This is a genomic window from Clostridium tepidiprofundi DSM 19306 (assembly GCF_001594005.1).
In the GTDB taxonomy this organism is placed as follows: domain Bacteria; phylum Bacillota; class Clostridia; order Clostridiales; family Clostridiaceae; genus Clostridium_AC; species Clostridium_AC tepidiprofundi.
The window spans coordinates 106,913-122,871 of sequence record NZ_LTBA01000002.1; the positions used below are offsets into that span (position 1 = coordinate 106,913).

At 29.1% G+C, this 15,959-nt stretch carries 13 protein-coding genes; 3 read left to right on the top strand and 10 right to left on the bottom strand.

Going from position 1 to position 15,959, the window contains the following annotated elements; all coding sequences use genetic code 11:
- The first annotated feature begins 129 nt into the window (after window positions 1-129).
- Both CLTEP_RS02555 and CLTEP_RS02560 read left to right on the top strand, forming a co-directional pair.
- The gene (locus tag CLTEP_RS02555; RefSeq protein WP_066822158.1) at window positions 130-636 is read left to right on the top strand and encodes a QueT transporter family protein; all 507 of its coding nucleotides are present in this window, start codon (window positions 130-132) and stop codon (window positions 634-636) included.
- A 125-nt stretch (window positions 637-761) separates the two neighbouring features.
- Window positions 762-1,472, top strand: coding sequence for a L,D-transpeptidase family protein (locus CLTEP_RS02560; protein ID WP_066822160.1), 711 nt, complete (start codon window positions 762-764; stop codon window positions 1,470-1,472).
- Here the strand turns inward: CLTEP_RS02560 and CLTEP_RS02565 are convergent.
- The 10 genes from CLTEP_RS02565 to CLTEP_RS02610 form a co-directional block, all read right to left on the bottom strand.
- Complete coding sequence (locus tag CLTEP_RS02565; protein ID WP_066822163.1) at window positions 1,461-2,210, bottom strand: tRNA threonylcarbamoyladenosine dehydratase; 750 nt, start codon at window positions 2,208-2,210, stop codon at window positions 1,461-1,463. The genes CLTEP_RS02560 and CLTEP_RS02565 overlap by 12 nt on opposite strands.
- Window positions 2,211-2,239: 29 nt before the next feature.
- Window positions 2,240-3,160: a SufB/SufD family protein gene (locus CLTEP_RS02570; protein WP_066822166.1), complete on the bottom strand. Its 921-nt coding sequence runs from the start codon at window positions 3,158-3,160 to the stop codon at window positions 2,240-2,242.
- Window positions 3,161-3,165: 5 nt separating this feature from the next.
- Window positions 3,166-3,897: an ABC transporter ATP-binding protein gene (locus CLTEP_RS02575; RefSeq protein ID WP_066822169.1), complete on the bottom strand. Its 732-nt coding sequence runs from the start codon at window positions 3,895-3,897 to the stop codon at window positions 3,166-3,168.
- 52 nt (window positions 3,898-3,949) lie between these two features.
- Entirely contained in the window at window positions 3,950-5,044 is a 1,095-nt protein-coding gene (locus CLTEP_RS02580; RefSeq protein ID WP_066822172.1) for a toxic anion resistance protein, read from the bottom strand.
- A gap of 11 nt (window positions 5,045-5,055) precedes the next feature.
- Window positions 5,056-6,714: a YceG family protein gene (locus tag CLTEP_RS02585; RefSeq protein ID WP_066822175.1), complete on the bottom strand. Its 1,659-nt coding sequence runs from the start codon at window positions 6,712-6,714 to the stop codon at window positions 5,056-5,058.
- A gap of 393 nt (window positions 6,715-7,107) precedes the next feature.
- Window positions 7,108-7,647: a hypothetical protein gene (locus CLTEP_RS02590; RefSeq protein WP_066822178.1), complete on the bottom strand. Its 540-nt coding sequence runs from the start codon at window positions 7,645-7,647 to the stop codon at window positions 7,108-7,110.
- Window positions 7,635-7,880: a hypothetical protein gene (locus CLTEP_RS02595; RefSeq protein ID WP_066822181.1), complete on the bottom strand. Its 246-nt coding sequence runs from the start codon at window positions 7,878-7,880 to the stop codon at window positions 7,635-7,637. Before CLTEP_RS02595 ends, CLTEP_RS02590 begins: the two co-directional genes overlap by 13 nt.
- Window positions 7,881-8,636: 756 nt before the next feature.
- Complete coding sequence (locus tag CLTEP_RS02600) at window positions 8,637-11,063, bottom strand: YcdB/YcdC domain-containing protein (protein WP_066822184.1); 2,427 nt, start codon at window positions 11,061-11,063, stop codon at window positions 8,637-8,639.
- A gap of 216 nt (window positions 11,064-11,279) precedes the next feature.
- Window positions 11,280-12,224: an SPFH domain-containing protein gene (locus CLTEP_RS02605; RefSeq protein WP_066822187.1), complete on the bottom strand. Its 945-nt coding sequence runs from the start codon at window positions 12,222-12,224 to the stop codon at window positions 11,280-11,282.
- Window positions 12,225-12,421: 197 nt separating this feature from the next.
- Window positions 12,422-12,847 carry an NfeD family protein gene (locus tag CLTEP_RS02610; protein WP_066822190.1) on the bottom strand — a complete coding sequence of 142 codons (426 nt, stop codon included), beginning with the start codon at window positions 12,845-12,847 and terminating at the stop codon, window positions 12,422-12,424.
- Between the two features lie 298 nt (window positions 12,848-13,145).
- Here CLTEP_RS02610 and CLTEP_RS02615 point away from each other — a divergent pair, with 298 nt between their 5' ends.
- Entirely contained in the window at window positions 13,146-15,062 is a 1,917-nt protein-coding gene (locus tag CLTEP_RS02615) for an NAD(+) synthase (protein WP_066822193.1), read from the top strand.
- Window positions 15,063-15,959: the final 897 nt, after the last annotated feature.

Genomic DNA, 15,959 nt, shown 5'->3' on the forward strand with positions numbered 1-15,959 from the left:
AGAACACCCTACTTTGACACAACAGTATATTTGTATTAGAATAATTACTTGTATATGGTTCTAAAAATATCCTTATGCACCTAGAACATATTAAAATTAATAAATAGATTAAAACTATGGAGGTTGAATATGTTGAAAACTAACTCAAAAGCAAAAAAGATTGCTTTTACAGCATTAATAGCAGCAATTTATGCAGCAGTAACCTATTCTCTTACATTTATATCATTTGGAGTAGTTCAATTCAGAATAGCTGAAGGATTAACTGTTTTACCTTATTTTTCACCTTTGGCGATTCCAGGATTATTTTTAGGATGTATTATTTCAAATATAATTAGTCCAATTGGCATTCCTGATTTGATATTAGGTTCACTAGCTACGCTAATAGCCGCAGTGCTAACATATTTAATAGGCAAAAGCAATATTAAGGGTAAGAAATTTTTAGCACCATTACCCCCTGTTATAATAAATGCTATTATGATAGGCATTATGCTTAAGGTTCTTTATGTCCCAGAAATGCCATTATACTTATGTATGCTTCAAGTTGGTTTTGGTGAAATTGTGTGTTGCTATGGACTAGGTATTCCTCTCATGCATGCGATTGAGAAAAATACAACACTAATGAAATATTTCAAGTAAATTATTCATTACCCACATTACCCTCGCAAAAATGCTAATAATTTTATGCATTTTACTAATATATAACAGTTAAATGTCATAAAAATAATATTGAAGCATAACTCAATGCGGGGGTAACAAATATAATGTCAAAATTCAAAAAAATAGTTTTAATACTAGTTTTCTTATTAATAATTGAATTTTTAATTATTTTAAGCAATTATTTTAATCATATTGAAAGTTTTAAAGATATTAACATAGAAGGATATAAGCCAGGTAAGCCCATAGTAATATTGGTAGATATCACTTCAAATGAACTTGCTGTTTTCCAAAATGGTAATTTAATTAAGACTTATACTGTGGCTTCTGGAAAACCATCAACTCCTTCACCCATAGGTACTTGGAAGATAATAAGCAAAGGTACTTGGGGTGAAGGTTTTGGTGGAAGATGGATGGGATTTAATGTACCATGGGGCAAATATGGTATTCATGGAACAAATAAGCCTAATTCAATTGGTTGGAATTCTTCACATGGATGTATAAGGATGAAAAACAAAGACGTAGCTGAACTATATAAAATAACTCCATATGGAACACAAGTAATAATATATGGTGGACCATATGGTAATTTTGGATCTTATCTTCGCACATTAAAGCCCGGCATGAGAGGTTCAGACGTGTATGAAGTGCAAAGATCACTAAAAAATATAGGGTATTACAAAGCCAATCCTGATGGAATTTATGGTAACTACATGAAAAATGTAGTTCATAGATTTCAAAAAGAAAACAAGCTTCCTATATCAGATACTGTAAGTTACAGTTTCTATAGAAAGCTTGGAGTAATACTAATGGATTAAGTCTTTTATAACCTCTCCGCCTATAATCATACCTGCAACGGGTGGAACAAATGAAATACTTCCTGGAATCTGTTTTCTTATAGTAGTTTTCTCTGTTCCATCTGTGCAACTATTTTTTTCTTTATCAATAAATTTTCTTCTTTCAGGTTTTATCGGTTTTTCTTCTGAATAAAGAACTTTTAGATCTTTTATTCCCCTTCTTTTAAGTTCATATCTCATCACTTTTGCAAGTGGACAAACCTTAGTATCAAATATATCAACTATTTCAAACTTGGTAGGATCTAATTTATTGCCTGTTCCCATAGAACTGATTATATTTATATTATTACTTTTACACCACATTATAACAGCAATCTTAGATGAAACAGTATCAATAGCATCTACTACATAATCAGTATCCTTTGAAATAATTTCACCTATGTTATCTTCTCTAATAAATTTAGCATGAATTTCAACTTTGCAGTCAGGATTTATGCTAAGTATTCTTTCTTTCATTACTTCGACCTTGAATTTACCTATTGTATCCATTGTGGCTATTATTTGTCTGTTGATATTTGAAATACTAACAGTATCATTATCAACTAAAACCAATTTACCAACACCAGCTCGTACTAAAGCTTCAACTACAAAACTCCCTACTCCTCCTATACCTAAAACAATAACTTTACTATTTTTCAACTTATGTAATGCTTCTTTCCCAATAATCAATTCAGTTCTAGAAAAAGCGTTTTGCTCCATTTTTATTTCTCCTCAGTAAATAAATTTAACTATTTTAAAAATCCTTTAAGTATTGTATCCTGTGCTTCTTCCTCTGTAAGTCCTAAAGACATAAGCTTCAATATTTGTTCTGACGCAATCTTTCCTATTGCAGCTTCATGTATAAGTTCAGCATCCTCATTTGATGCAGAAAGTGCAGGCACCGATGTTACCTTAGCATTATTCATTATTATAGAATCACATTCTATATGCCCACTACACTTATTTTTACCATCTAAATTAAAATAGAAAATCTGTTTTGAGTTATCCTTTGCTACAGAACGTGATACAATTTGAGCACTTGAATTTTTACCAACCATTTCAATATTTATGTTTGAAGTAACTTCTTGATATAATTCTGTAAATATTCTTTCAGTAATAACAAGGTGTGCATTATCGTGAAGAATTATATTGGTATACTTTTCGCTACTATCAACACCCTTAATTTGAACCAATTCTATTTCTAAAGTAGCGTCTTCATATACTTCAATATATGTCTTTGTATTAAATATCTTTTTAGATACACTCGTTCCTTCTGCATAATGCTTCTCTATATATTTAAGCTTTGCACCCTTATGAACTTTTATTTCATGCACACCATCATGTACAGTCTTGTTAATACCAGAATTGTGGACTCCACAACCAGCAATCAAAACCACATCAGAACTTTCACCAATATTAATAGTATTGTTTACTGTATCTGTAAAATCTTCATTTGTCAAAATTACAGGTATATGAACTGTAACCCCCATTACATTATTTTTTACATTTACTATTAATCCTGAATTATTCTCCTTACTTATTATTTCAACATTATCTGATGTAACTCTGCTTATTGACTTACCATTGCTCCTAATGTTGTGTACTCCATTATATATTTTATCAGCATTATCAATCTCGTTTAATATATTTTTATTTATTAAATTTTCCATAGTAGCTACCTCTTTTCTTCACAGGTTTCACAATAATCACAAGCCGCTTGTTCTCTTATTTCCTTAATGATATCTGTCTTATATGTCCTTTTCTTAACAGTTCCCCCCGACAATACAACAACCTCATCGGCTATATTTATAATTCTTTCCTGATGAGAAACAATAACAATAGTGCTATTAAATTTTTTATGCATATTTTTGAATGTTTGAACCAATCTTTTAAAACTCCATAAATCTATACCTGCCTCTGGCTCATCAAAAATAGCAAGTTTTAGCTCTCTTGCCAAAACAGTAGCTATCTCAATCCTTTTAATTTCTCCACCTGATAAATTTCCATTAACCTCTCTATTTAAATAACTTTTAGGACATAATCCCATATCAGCTAGTAATTCTGGTATATCAACACCATTGGGATTATCTCTAGCTGAAAGCGCTATTAATTCCTTTACAGTCATACCCTTAAAATGTGCTGGTTGCTGAAAAGCATACCCTATTTTTCTCTTTGCTCTCTCTGTTATGCTTAAATTCGTTATATCTTCTCCATCAAACAATATCTTCCCTGAAGTAGGCTTATAAATACCCATCATAAGCTTACACAGTGTTGATTTACCCCCACCATTAGGTCCTGTAACAACATAGATTTTGTTATCCTCAAATTTTAAATTAATATTCTTAACAATAGCTGTATTACTATCTTGCTTATCGATATGCAGTGATACATCTTTAAATTCTATCATTATAAATATCTCCTTTGTTCATAAAATGATTCTTTTCATTTTATTGTAGTGATTATTGTAGTGATTTCTGTTTTAGTTTTTCAGTCATATCATGAATCTTTGCTATTCCTTCTTCTCTTAACTTTCTATTTTCTTCTTCTATCCTATGTGTTTCTTCTATTCCATTCATAATTGTTTGCCAAGTCTTTTCAAGTGTTTCAATCTTAACACTTGTTCCTCCTGTCAATTTAGCTATATCAACACTCTGATTTTTAATACTCTCTGCATTCTTTAAAAGCAATTCATTCGTTGTTCTATCTAACTCATTTAATGAATCAGATACTAATTTTTGCCTTTTTAATGCTATCGCTTGTATAATACCATTCTTAAATACAGGTATTGTTATTATAAATGCAGAATGAACCTTTGAAATAAGCTTATAATTTCCTTTTTGTATCATTCTAATCTGTGGTGCTGTCTGAAGTGCAACCATTTTTGCCATTTCAAGATCATACACTCTTTGCCTTAGCATCTCTAAAGCTGTTTTAGCATTTTCTAAATTTATTGCATCCATTTGTTCTCCACTGTTATTTGCTTTTTGCTGTAATTTAGGTATATCCTCATTTTCCATTTTATCAATTATAACATTTCCAGCAGCAATGTATTTTTCGAGTTCTCTATAATAATCAAAATTTTGCTCATAAAGTTCATCCAGCATTATATTTGCATCATTGATTTGAGATTTATATGCTCCGAGTTTTGTATAAATCTTATCTATTTCTGCTCCAATAGTATTGTATTTTCCTATAAGTTTTTCCATGGTTTTACTTGGCTTTTTAAATAATTTACCTAAAAATCCATTGCTCTCATTTTTCTCAAAATCCTTTTTATCGAATTTCTTCATAATACTGGTTAATTCTTTTATCATAGTGCCAGAATCCTCAACTGCACTTGATTTAATAGAATGTAGAATCTGATCAGCAAATTTTGATATCTGCTCTGCTGGCTCATTTCCAAATTCCAATATTGCATTCGCATCATTAACATTTAAATCTTCAGCAATTTTTAATACCTCTGGTGACTTTTTAAGTTCTAAACTTATGCTTTTAGCTTTTTCTTCTACATTTTCTTCATTAACAATCAACACTTCATTACCTACATTATCCATAAAAAACGACCTTATGGTCTCCCTCCTTTTCTTTTAAACAATCTTTTGAAAAATCCCTTTTTATTATCATATTTCTGAAAGTCAAGCTCAAAACGCATATTTTCTAGTATATGCACATCATATAAGTCTGAATAAATATAGTTTTCAATATCATTATATCCCGAAGGATTAAATATGATTATATCAATTCCCATATAATTCATAAAAGCCAACATTACACAGTCCTCAAAGGATAGATTTCCATTTTTTTCGTTATTGTATATTACAATTTTAGGTACTTCCTGTGGATAATCATTCCCTTGAAGCATTTGCATTATCGATGTGTCAAGATTTATGAGAACTGAAAAAATTTCAACCTGAAAATCACTAAAGTCTTCATTCTCTCTATTGATTATAACTGGATTTGTACATAATTCATTTATTTTTTCAGCTATTGAAATCTGAAGACCTGTTCTAAGTTCTCTGTACTTCCACCAACTTGAATTTATCATTTTGTTTACATCAATACTTGAATCGCCATACATGATATGCACTTCGTTAAATTTTCCATATTCCATGTGAATAGGTGCTGTTATTGGAAGTTTGTTGTAAAATTTAACTTGCTTCTGATTTAATATACTATCAATTTCCTTCCAATATTTATCAATATCATCATGAGTACCACTTACTTTCGCAAAAATATTGGGGATATATACTTCATTATTAGATACATTCCATCCATCTCTAATATACGCTTTTTCCTTAGCCCATATAAATATTTCTTCATAAGTAGTCTTAAGCGTAACAGCATTTACCCTATATTCTGCGAATTGCCACGGTCTATAAAATTTCGATTCCTCTGAAAAAAGCATATCACCAATTTCCTTTTTGGCTTTGAAAGCTGCTGTACCAACTCTTTTATTGATTGTTTCAGGAAATGGCCTAATTTTTGCTCTTTTATGATAAAGTATTTCCCTTGAAAAATAATTCAATTTATCAATCTTATCAAAACTTCCTGTTTCATTTGTATTAAAATATAAAACATCACATCCCAGTGTTGAAAGAAATATGAGAAAAAATATCTCATCTATGGAAATATCACCATAGAACAAAACTTTTGGATTCATTTCTGAATAATTAAATTTATCAAATAATTCCTTACAATAGTGATTTATCCAATGAATCATATAATTCATCATAATCTTAAATTTATTAATATCAATATCTTTATTGCTCTTCAAATAGTAATCCACTAATGCTCTTAAATTGCTCTTAATTTGCTTTGATAAAGTAACATTTTTTATCTTTGGAAATAAATTATTACTATCTAAAAATATGAACATCTGCTCTGAATCAATATTGCCATCTTTAACACACCTATTCCAAACATCACTTATGGCATTTTGAATTGAAATGCTTATATCTCTATTTAATCCATCTGAAACCCGTAAATATAGACTTCCTAAAGCTCTTAGTTCTCTGTCCAATTTAGCAATATCGGTATAAAATTTCTCTTCGTTTTCCTTTATACCTATAAATCTATAAAAATATATAGGTATAGTCACAACATAAGAATTGTATTTGAAATTCTTTCTACTTGCAACTGGAGTCATTAAACTTCTAATTATGTTTTCATTTATTTCTGAATTAATAGCCTTGATTTCTAGTTTGTTTAAACTCCACTTATCCATAAGCACCGTCCTTCTTACTTGTTAAATAAATGCATACAATGATATTATATCACATCGCCTGTAATTATTTCACTATTTTTTCTACTGAAATATATGAAAGTGAACTACCACACCTATAAAGGAATGTGATAGTCCACTTTCAAAACTTAACGAGGGGCTGTCACATTAGCAATTTAAAAGTGCTAATGCGACAGCCCCTTTTTCTGTACGCTCTTTAGAGTAGATTGGTAAAAATAGACAAGATTTAAATCTTCTGACCCTAAAATTGTCTAGTTTTGATAAACTTTCAGAAGTAGTTTTAAAGATTGTCTAAACTCCCCTTCAAGTCCCCATAGGGGATTTAGCAAATTCAGTCATTCTTAATTCACAAAAATGTACAATTGAACTTGCTAATTAGTGTTTATGTGGATAATATTTAGAACCATCTTTTAATAAAAAATAAAATTCACGTGTTTTAAAATTTGAACAATCTTTAGGTATCAAAAAATACCAATATCTTTTTACGTTATCCACTTTATATGATAATTGTAATTTATCTAATATCATAACTACTTTATCAACATTGCTATCTACATACCCATATGTTAATAGACAACTTTCTTCTTCAAATATAGCAGCATAAGGTGGAGAATTATCTATTTTAGTTTTATTATATGAAAATCCAAATTCAGAAGAACGAAATTTTCTCCAACCAATAGGTGTCTTTTTAATATAGTTAGCATGTAATGTTTTTATGCCTTTTTCACTATCTTTTTCAAATAAAACTATTTTTGATTTATCTAATGGAATAATTTCTAATATTTCTCCTTTATCTTTATAAATCTGCTCAATTGATGAATTGTAATAGAATACTAATCCCCAGCTTAAAAAAAATACTATTATAAAAATTACTATTAAATCTTCCTTTATAGAAGTTAATTTTATCCTAAACATCTTATACTTCCTACCATTTCTTCAGTTTCATATGGAATAACACAAGCTGTCAAAGCATCTAAAACATTTATAATTCCCCATGCCCTAAGAGAATATGAACTATTACTTTGAGCATTTAACTTTTGCAACTTATGTTTTATATCTATACTGTTTTCTTGAGCAGTTACACAAAGTGGAAATATAAAACAACTTAACATAAACATTGTAATAAATAAACTTATAATTTTTTTCATAATATCACCTCAAAAAGTTTTTGATAGTGTAAATACTTTACACTATCCTTTTAACAAACTCAGTCATTTTTTATTCACAAAAACTACCGAAAGTTTTTGTGAATAATGTACGACTTAACTTGCCACTAATATTATTTTTAAATTAATCAGCCAATTAGCTTTCCACATATATTAAGAGGATTTTGCGATACAAAATGTTTCAATTTTTATAGAAATTTTCTAAAAATATTTTTTCTTTTATTTGAAACATTTTTCAACTATATATTTTCTTAGGCAATTTAAAATAAATAACAAGTCAATTTTAAATTGCTATCATCTATTTTAAATTATACCATTTTACTTATAATTTGTAAATTGATATTTAACATAATGTAACTTTAAAATTAATTTTAACTGAATTTAAGTATAATTCCCCTTTTCCTTAAAAATAATTTCCTACGGTTTATTCTCTAGTAAACTCGTTTTGCTAAAGCAAAAGCTTCAATCTCCCACTTACAGAAGTGGGAGTCTTGTAAAATCGATAAAACTACCTTTTTGCCAGTCATATATTTCTTTTCAATAAAATTAACACAAAGTTCTGCTACCTTCCATTTCGTGGTTTTAGCATATGCCAGCACAGTACTTGTTTCACCTAATAAAACATATTTTAGCGGAGTGTAAGATAAATAATTGGTTTTAAAATTCATTTAGCAAAATATGAGTTGAAATATAATAAGACTGCCCTAAAAGGACAGTCTTATTATATTTGATTAGCAACTATTTGTACCAAATATACCCATTATTTTTTTTCTTGTTCTGAAGAGCATTGAAAAGTGCAATACACATTTCTTCATATGTCGATTTATCATTTGGTCTGAATCTGTTGTCTTCAGCTTTAACTAAACCTAGTCCATATGCTATTGCTACATAGCCAACATTATTTTCACTTATATTACTAGCATCATCAAAATTCAATGCAAAAATACCTTTACAGTTTGCAATATTATCATAATCAAGGAATTTAATAAAAGCCTTTGACATTTCTTGTCTTGTAACAATCTTTTTTAAATCATCACTTGAAATATCTTTGTCAAGCAATCCATAGTATTTTGCCATTTTTATATACTCTTGTGGAGATAAATAATTAGCTTTGCTATCGTTTGATTTGTCGTTTTTATTAACAGCACGTAAATTCATGTTAAAATCTTGTTTTTCAATAACATATGGTCTATATCCTAAAGCATCAACCAATGTCTTTATTAAATCTATATATTGTACTTCTCTTTTAAGTTTAAATCCCTTAGTATCAATAATACCACAGTATGCAAGTATTTGCATTTCTTTTTCATATTTGCTTCCCTTTATTTCCTCCATAAATTGCTCTACATTATCATTGATTTCTTCTCCACTATAATCCAATAATTTTCCTGTAAATGCATCTATATCATTGAAACTATAAACAGCACTTTTACCTCTTAGACTATAAACAAGTTTCATGTGTTTATCATTCTGTTTAATATTTTGTCCATTATTCTCTTTAACAGCACCTACTTTATCACTGTTTGTATATGCATAATATAATTCTGGCTCATACTTATCAAAAATCATTTTTCTAATCATATTTTCATTTATAGCATTTTTAGGAGATTTGAATTCAACATCGTAATACCATCTACAATTTATATTTGATATCTCTCCTGTTTTAGTATTTATTGAAACATTTATGCTATTATCATTATATGGTATACCATTTTCCACTCTACTAAAAGAGTAATTATAATATTTTTCTTTATACTTTGTTTTTTCTTTTACGTTTGATTCATCATTATGAATATAATGTTTTTGTAATAAATTTATATTTTTAATTTTATCTGGATAATATTTCTTTAATAAATTTATAGCTTTGTTGTACCCTTCCTCCCATGTTAGTACCGGTTCAAAATCTTCATCATTTAAATTATAAGGCTTGTAATAATTATTTTTACTCATTGATACTATTTGGCCAGTCAATGCATCTATTGTAATATATCCTGTTTCTTGTGTTAATATTGCATCCTTAGCTCCCATCAATACACCTTCCTGTTTAACACTCTTTTTGCTAAAAGAGGCACGCCATTGCTTTTTATTTTTTGCCTCATCATTGCTGTAATTTAAATTGCTTATATCAAATCCTTTACCATAATTATCAACAATGTATTTTGATATAAATTCATATGCCTTATCCTTTGATATTGGTTCTTTAAATTTATGAACAGCTTTATAACTTTTATAAAACTCTTCTCTTTGTTCATCATTAATATTCTTTTCTTCTATTTTGCCATTTTCTTTATTTGTATATAATACGTCTCCTGTAATAGCATCTATACGATTGCCATTCTCTAAATTTTGCTGATAAACCAATTTAACATTTCTTTTATTATCAGCATCTTGATACTCATATTTATTCCTAAATGTTTTATAAACCAAGTTTACTTTGAGCTGCTTATCAAATATTTTTTCAACATCATTCTTTGCTATAACATCCTTAACTTCTGGAAAAATAAGATTATTATCCCAGTTACAACTATAAGAAGTAACCTTACCTGTAACACCATTAACAGTAACAGAAATATTATTACCATAATATCTTAAGCCATTTACTTTTCGTACATAATTGAAAGTATAATTTGTAGAATCATATTTATTAACAACCCACTCCTTATTTTGAAGTTCACATTGTTTAAATAATTTAGGATTAATTTTATTCAAAAAATCTCTACCTACTTGTTGGGCTTCATTAAATGATATATTCGGTATTGATGCTCTATTATCACTAGAATTGTCATATATACTCATTTCATTAACCAAACCACTATTTGCATCAATCATTACATTTATATATATATTTTTTTCATGAGTATTTAATCCAAAAGTTACATTCCAATAAGCATATTCCTTATCGCTATTTTTGTATTCATTTAAATTTGAATAATATTTGAAATCGCTATTAATTTTAACTCCAAAGTAATTTGAAACTATTTTCTTTGCAATTTCTTTAGCCATATCTTCATTAATCTTGTAATCTTTCTTCTGCTTTTGAGTTGAAATCAACAATGCTGGTTTGACTTCTCTTTTATTAATGTTTCCATCTGCAAAAGCAACCACATTTAAATTTGTAATAATAGCTGAGGCTATTAAAAAAGATATTATTTTTCTTTTATTCATTATTATACACTCCCCCTGAAATTAATAACTTCAATATCGTATCAATATATTATTGCTATCAATACATTCTATAATATATACGCTGTTAAATTATAAAAGTTACTCATTTATAAAAAAATCTTGGCACTATTGCCAAGATTTTTTGTAGTCTACAATATACATTCTCTAATAATGTACATCAAATGCTCACACGCAAATACTATGAATTAAAGTTTTCTACTCTTTTTTACCTTTTAGCATTTCTCCTATAGCTGCTATGCTACCAAGACTTGATAATGTTTCATTTGGAAGTATTAATTTATTAGCAGGATTATTTGCCATTTCTTTAAGTGCCTCTACTTGTTTTAATGCAATAACAGTTTCATTTGTACCAGATTCAATTATTGCTCTATTTACTTTATTGATAGCATCTGCTTGAGCCTTTGCTATTTCTTCTATTGCTTTAGCTTTACCTTCTGCCTCTAATAATTGTGACTCTTTCATACCTTCTGCACGTCTAATATTTGCTTCCTTTTCTGCTTCTGCTTTAAGTATTCTAGCCTGTTTTTCACCTTCTGCTCTAGCAATTTCACTCTGTTTTTGACCTTCTGCCTGAAGTATAGCTGCTCTTTTATCTCTTTCAGCCTTCATCTGTTTTTCCATTGCTTCCTGTATTTCAACAGGTGGAATTATGTTTTTGATTTCAACTGAAAGGAGTTTAATACCATATGCATCAGTTATATCATCAACAATTTCTAATAATTTAGCATTAATTCTATCTCTTCCTGATAAAACCTGATCTAAACTCATATCCCCAACAATATTTCTCATGTTTGTTATAGTAGAGTATATTATTCCTGACTTATAATCTTCTATATTGTAAACTGCATCCCTTGGATTAAGCACCTTATAGAAAATAACATTATCAATTGAAATTTTTACATTATCCTTAGTAATAACATTTTGTGGTTGTATATCAAGAATTTGTTGTTTTGTGGATATCTTCTTTCTAACATAATCAGCAAATGGAATAGTAAAATGCCATCCTGGTTCTAAAACTCTATGAAATTGCCCAAATCTCTCAACAATAAAAACATACCCTGTGTTAACAATTTTAATGGATGAAATAATCATCATTATAATAAATATAAACAAAACTATAATTAATATTTTACCAAACATGTAAACTCCTCCTATATTTTTTTATCATTTCAACAATATTCTCACTTCTTTAAGTGTTTGATTTAAGCTTTTATTTTACGTGGAGTAGCATCTCTACTTAAAAGCACTTATGTCTTGTTATAGCAAAACCAGCTATATTTGTATCAGCAAACAACCTTAAATCTAAAGTACTTATGCTTTGTTATAGCAAAACGAGTTCACTTGCTAATCAATAATTTATTTCCTTCAATCCCTACGATCTTCACTTTAGTCCCTTTTGAAATTTTATCTCCTGTATTTTTAACAGTCCAATATATACCCTCGTACTTAATTGTAGCCTTTTCATTTACATCTTTTTCAATTATAAACTCCTTTCCAATATAATTTTGTTCCATAGTAGGTGTAATTTTGACTGTCTTTTTTATAGTTTTCTTAACAATAGGATATCCAATTGCAACACATATTGTACTAACTACTACAAAAGCAACAACTTGAACAATTAAGCCATAACCTAAAATAAGTGTAATTATTGCAACAATAGCTCCAACTGTAAACCAAATAAACAAGAAGCTACTTGTAGTAATATCTATATATGCAGCTGCCCCTCCTATCATTATCCATACAATTAATACGAACCAATCCATTTATTCCACCTCCTTTGACTACTATTATTATATTACTTCTATGATTTAATTATAGCGTATATTACGAAATATTTAAAGTTTAATTTCATTCTATTATAGAGTATTTAATACCATATTTAATGTTTACATGTACCATGCTTTTATTTTCTTTGTTTTTCTTTAATTCTGTTGTAAAACTCGCATACAATGGTATAATCTTATTGAGATATACTTATCAAGCTATAAATTTCGTATTTTTGTCTAGAGAATTATACGATTTTAAAAACTTTGCAAGTATAACAAGAAAGGTAGTGAATATATGAAAAACGGTTTTATAAAAGTTTCATCAGCATGTCCCATAACAGATATAGCAAATATAGAATTCAACATAAAAAATATAAAAAATTGTATAGATATAGCACTTAAAGAAAAATCTAAATTGATTGTTCTTCCCGAACTATGTATTACTTCATATACATGTGCAGATCTTTTCCTTCAGAATCAATTATTAGAACATTCTAATAAAGCTATTGAAGAATTATGCTCTTATTCTAAGGGAAAAGACATTTTAATTGCAGTAGGTGCTCCTCTTTTATATAGAACATGCTTATATAACTGTGCATACATAATATTCAGTGGTAAAATACTTGGCATAATTCCAAAAAGCTATATCCCAAATTATAATGAATTTTATGAAAAAAGATGGTTTACTCAAGGATTAAATGTGGTAAATGAAACAGTTGATATGATATTTCAAAAAGACATACCATTTGGAACTGATTTGATTTTTACATATAACAAATTTAAATTTGGATTTGAAATATGCGAAGACCTTTGGACTACAATTCCTCCAAGCAGTTATTTGAGCATTTTAGGAGCAAATATAATAGGCAACTTATCAGCTTCAAATGAAATGGTAAGCAAGGCAGATTATAGACGTGGACTTGTATCTTCTCAAAGTGCAAGATGTTTATCTTCTTATATTTATTCGTCATCAGGTGTTTTTGAATCATCAACTGATTTATTATTTAGTGGTCATTTGCTTATAGGTGAAAACGGTACAATATTAAAAGAAAATTCGAGATTCCAGCGTGAAAATGAAGTCATTACGTCTATTATTAACATTGATAAATTAAATAGTGAAAGATTAAAAAATGTTAGCTTTAGGGATAGCGTTAAATATTGTCCTTTCAAAGTAAGAGAGATCGCTTTTGAATATAATTCACTTGATATTGGAAAATTTGATAGATATATAGATAGGCATCCTTTCGTTCCTAATGATGAAATTAAAAGGGAAAAAAGATGTAGTGAAATATTCAAAATTCAATCTTCTGCTCTTGCAAAACGTATAAATCATACAAAAATAAATAAAGCAGTTGTAGGAATTTCAGGTGGACTCGATTCCACATTAGCACTACTAGTAATAATAAAGACATTTGATATGCTAAGCATACCTCGAAAAAATATAATAACAATTACAATGCCTGGATTTGGAACAACAGACAGAACCTATTCAAATGCAGTAAACTTATGTAAATTTTTAGGTACTGATTTAAGAGAAATAAACATAGTTGATGCATGTATTCAACATTTTAAAGATATAGGTCATCTAGCTAAAGTACATGATGTAACCTATGAAAATGTTCAGGCTAGAGAAAGAACACAAATACTTATGGATATCGCAAATAAAGAATGTGGTCTCTTAATTGGAACAGGAGATTTATCTGAACTAGCTTTAGGATGGTGTACATATAATGGAGATCACATGTCAATGTACTCTGTTAACTGCTCTATACCAAAAACTCTAGTAAGATACTTAGTAAAATATGTTGCAGAAAAAGAAGTAAGCCAAAATATTTCAGAAATTTTAATAGATATTTTAAATACACCTGTAAGTCCCGAGTTACTACCCAAAGACAAAAGCGGTAAAATAACTCAAAAAACAGAAGATATAGTTGGACCTTACGAACTTCATGATTTCTTTTTATATCACTTTATGCGTTATGGCACAGAACCTAGTAAAATACTTTTTCTTGCCAAACATGCTTTTAAAGAAGACTATTCAGAGGAAGTTATTAAAAAATGGCTTTATAAATTCATACATAGATTCTTTACTCAACAGTTTAAAAGGTCTGCATTGCCTGATGGACCAAAAGTGGGAACAGTTAGTCTATCTCCAAGAGGCGATCTAAGAATGCCTTCTGATGCAAGCAGCACGCTGTGGAAAAGTTTCTAAAATCAAAGAAAAGCTTAATAGATAATAGTGAACCTTAAATAGATAATAGTGAATAATGAATAGGGAATAGTAGAGGTGGAAATCGTTACACGATTTCTTTAATGATAAGATTGCCAGTTGGCTAGTGGGCTAGTTGATTTTGAAATTACTGTGTAATTTCTTCAAAAATAGATTGTCAGTTGGTTAGATTGCTAGTGGCCAGTTAATTAAGATTGCAAGTTGACCAGTTGGTCAGTTTGCTAGTGGCTAGTAAATGATGAAATCGCTGCACGATTTCTTAATTGCAATATAAAACATTCATTGATTGAAAGTATATAGCAATCAAGTCATAAACCTGCTCTAGCAGTCTAGCACTCTAGCAAACTAGCATCATTTCCTAAAACCTATTTCCTGGTACCTAGTACCTATTCCCTATTTCCTAGCACCTGATAAAATATTCGCTGTCAAGTCACAAATCTGTACTGAAGATTGGAGACTAAAATAAAGTCGCCAATCACCAGTAACCAGTCGCCAAAGCAGATTGTTACTTTGATGAAAATTAGCACTTAGAACTTTGTTCTTAAATAGATAGTAGTTTTCAAGTTACAAATCTGTACTAGCAGACTAGCCCTCTAGCAGCCTGGCAAACTTGCTTCATTTCTAGCACCTAAAACAGATACTGGTATACAAATGGTAAATCTGTACTGGAGACTGGGGACTAGGGATTTGGAATTAGATAAGCTGGAGACTGAACAAAAGTCACTAATCGCCAATCTCAAAAACAAATTGTGACTTAGCTAGAGATTAAAACCTGGTACCTTCTTTTCTCTCCTAGCCCCTAGTACTACATAGCCTAATTATTAATTATAGTCCTTTAAAAAACTGATAAAATAACAAACTCGTTAGTATCAGCTTATT

What these genes read in the sequence shown, in the direction of transcription:
- CLTEP_RS02555 (WP_066822158.1), top strand. Translation starts at nt 130, where the DNA reads ATGTTGAAAACTAACTCAAAAGCAAAAAAGATTGCTTTTACAGCATTA.
- CLTEP_RS02560 (WP_066822160.1), top strand. Translation starts at nt 762, where the DNA reads ATGTCAAAATTCAAAAAAATAGTTTTAATACTAGTTTTCTTATTAATA.
- CLTEP_RS02565 (WP_066822163.1), bottom strand. Translation starts at nt 2,210, where the DNA reads ATGGAGCAAAACGCTTTTTCTAGAACTGAATTGATTATTGGGAAAGAA.
- CLTEP_RS02570 (WP_066822166.1), bottom strand. Translation starts at nt 3,160, where the DNA reads ATGGAAAATTTAATAAATAAAAATATATTAAACGAGATTGATAATGCT.
- CLTEP_RS02575 (WP_066822169.1), bottom strand. Translation starts at nt 3,897, where the DNA reads ATGATAGAATTTAAAGATGTATCACTGCATATCGATAAGCAAGATAGT.
- CLTEP_RS02580 (WP_066822172.1), bottom strand. Translation starts at nt 5,044, where the DNA reads ATGGATAATGTAGGTAATGAAGTGTTGATTGTTAATGAAGAAAATGTA.
- CLTEP_RS02585 (WP_066822175.1), bottom strand. Translation starts at nt 6,714, where the DNA reads ATGGATAAGTGGAGTTTAAACAAACTAGAAATCAAGGCTATTAATTCA.
- CLTEP_RS02590 (WP_066822178.1), bottom strand. Translation starts at nt 7,647, where the DNA reads ATGTTTAGGATAAAATTAACTTCTATAAAGGAAGATTTAATAGTAATT.
- CLTEP_RS02595 (WP_066822181.1), bottom strand. Translation starts at nt 7,880, where the DNA reads ATGAAAAAAATTATAAGTTTATTTATTACAATGTTTATGTTAAGTTGT.
- CLTEP_RS02600 (WP_066822184.1), bottom strand. Translation starts at nt 11,063, where the DNA reads ATGAATAAAAGAAAAATAATATCTTTTTTAATAGCCTCAGCTATTATT.
- CLTEP_RS02605 (WP_066822187.1), bottom strand. Translation starts at nt 12,224, where the DNA reads ATGTTTGGTAAAATATTAATTATAGTTTTGTTTATATTTATTATAATG.
- CLTEP_RS02610 (WP_066822190.1), bottom strand. Translation starts at nt 12,847, where the DNA reads ATGGATTGGTTCGTATTAATTGTATGGATAATGATAGGAGGGGCAGCT.
- CLTEP_RS02615 (WP_066822193.1), top strand. Translation starts at nt 13,146, where the DNA reads ATGAAAAACGGTTTTATAAAAGTTTCATCAGCATGTCCCATAACAGAT.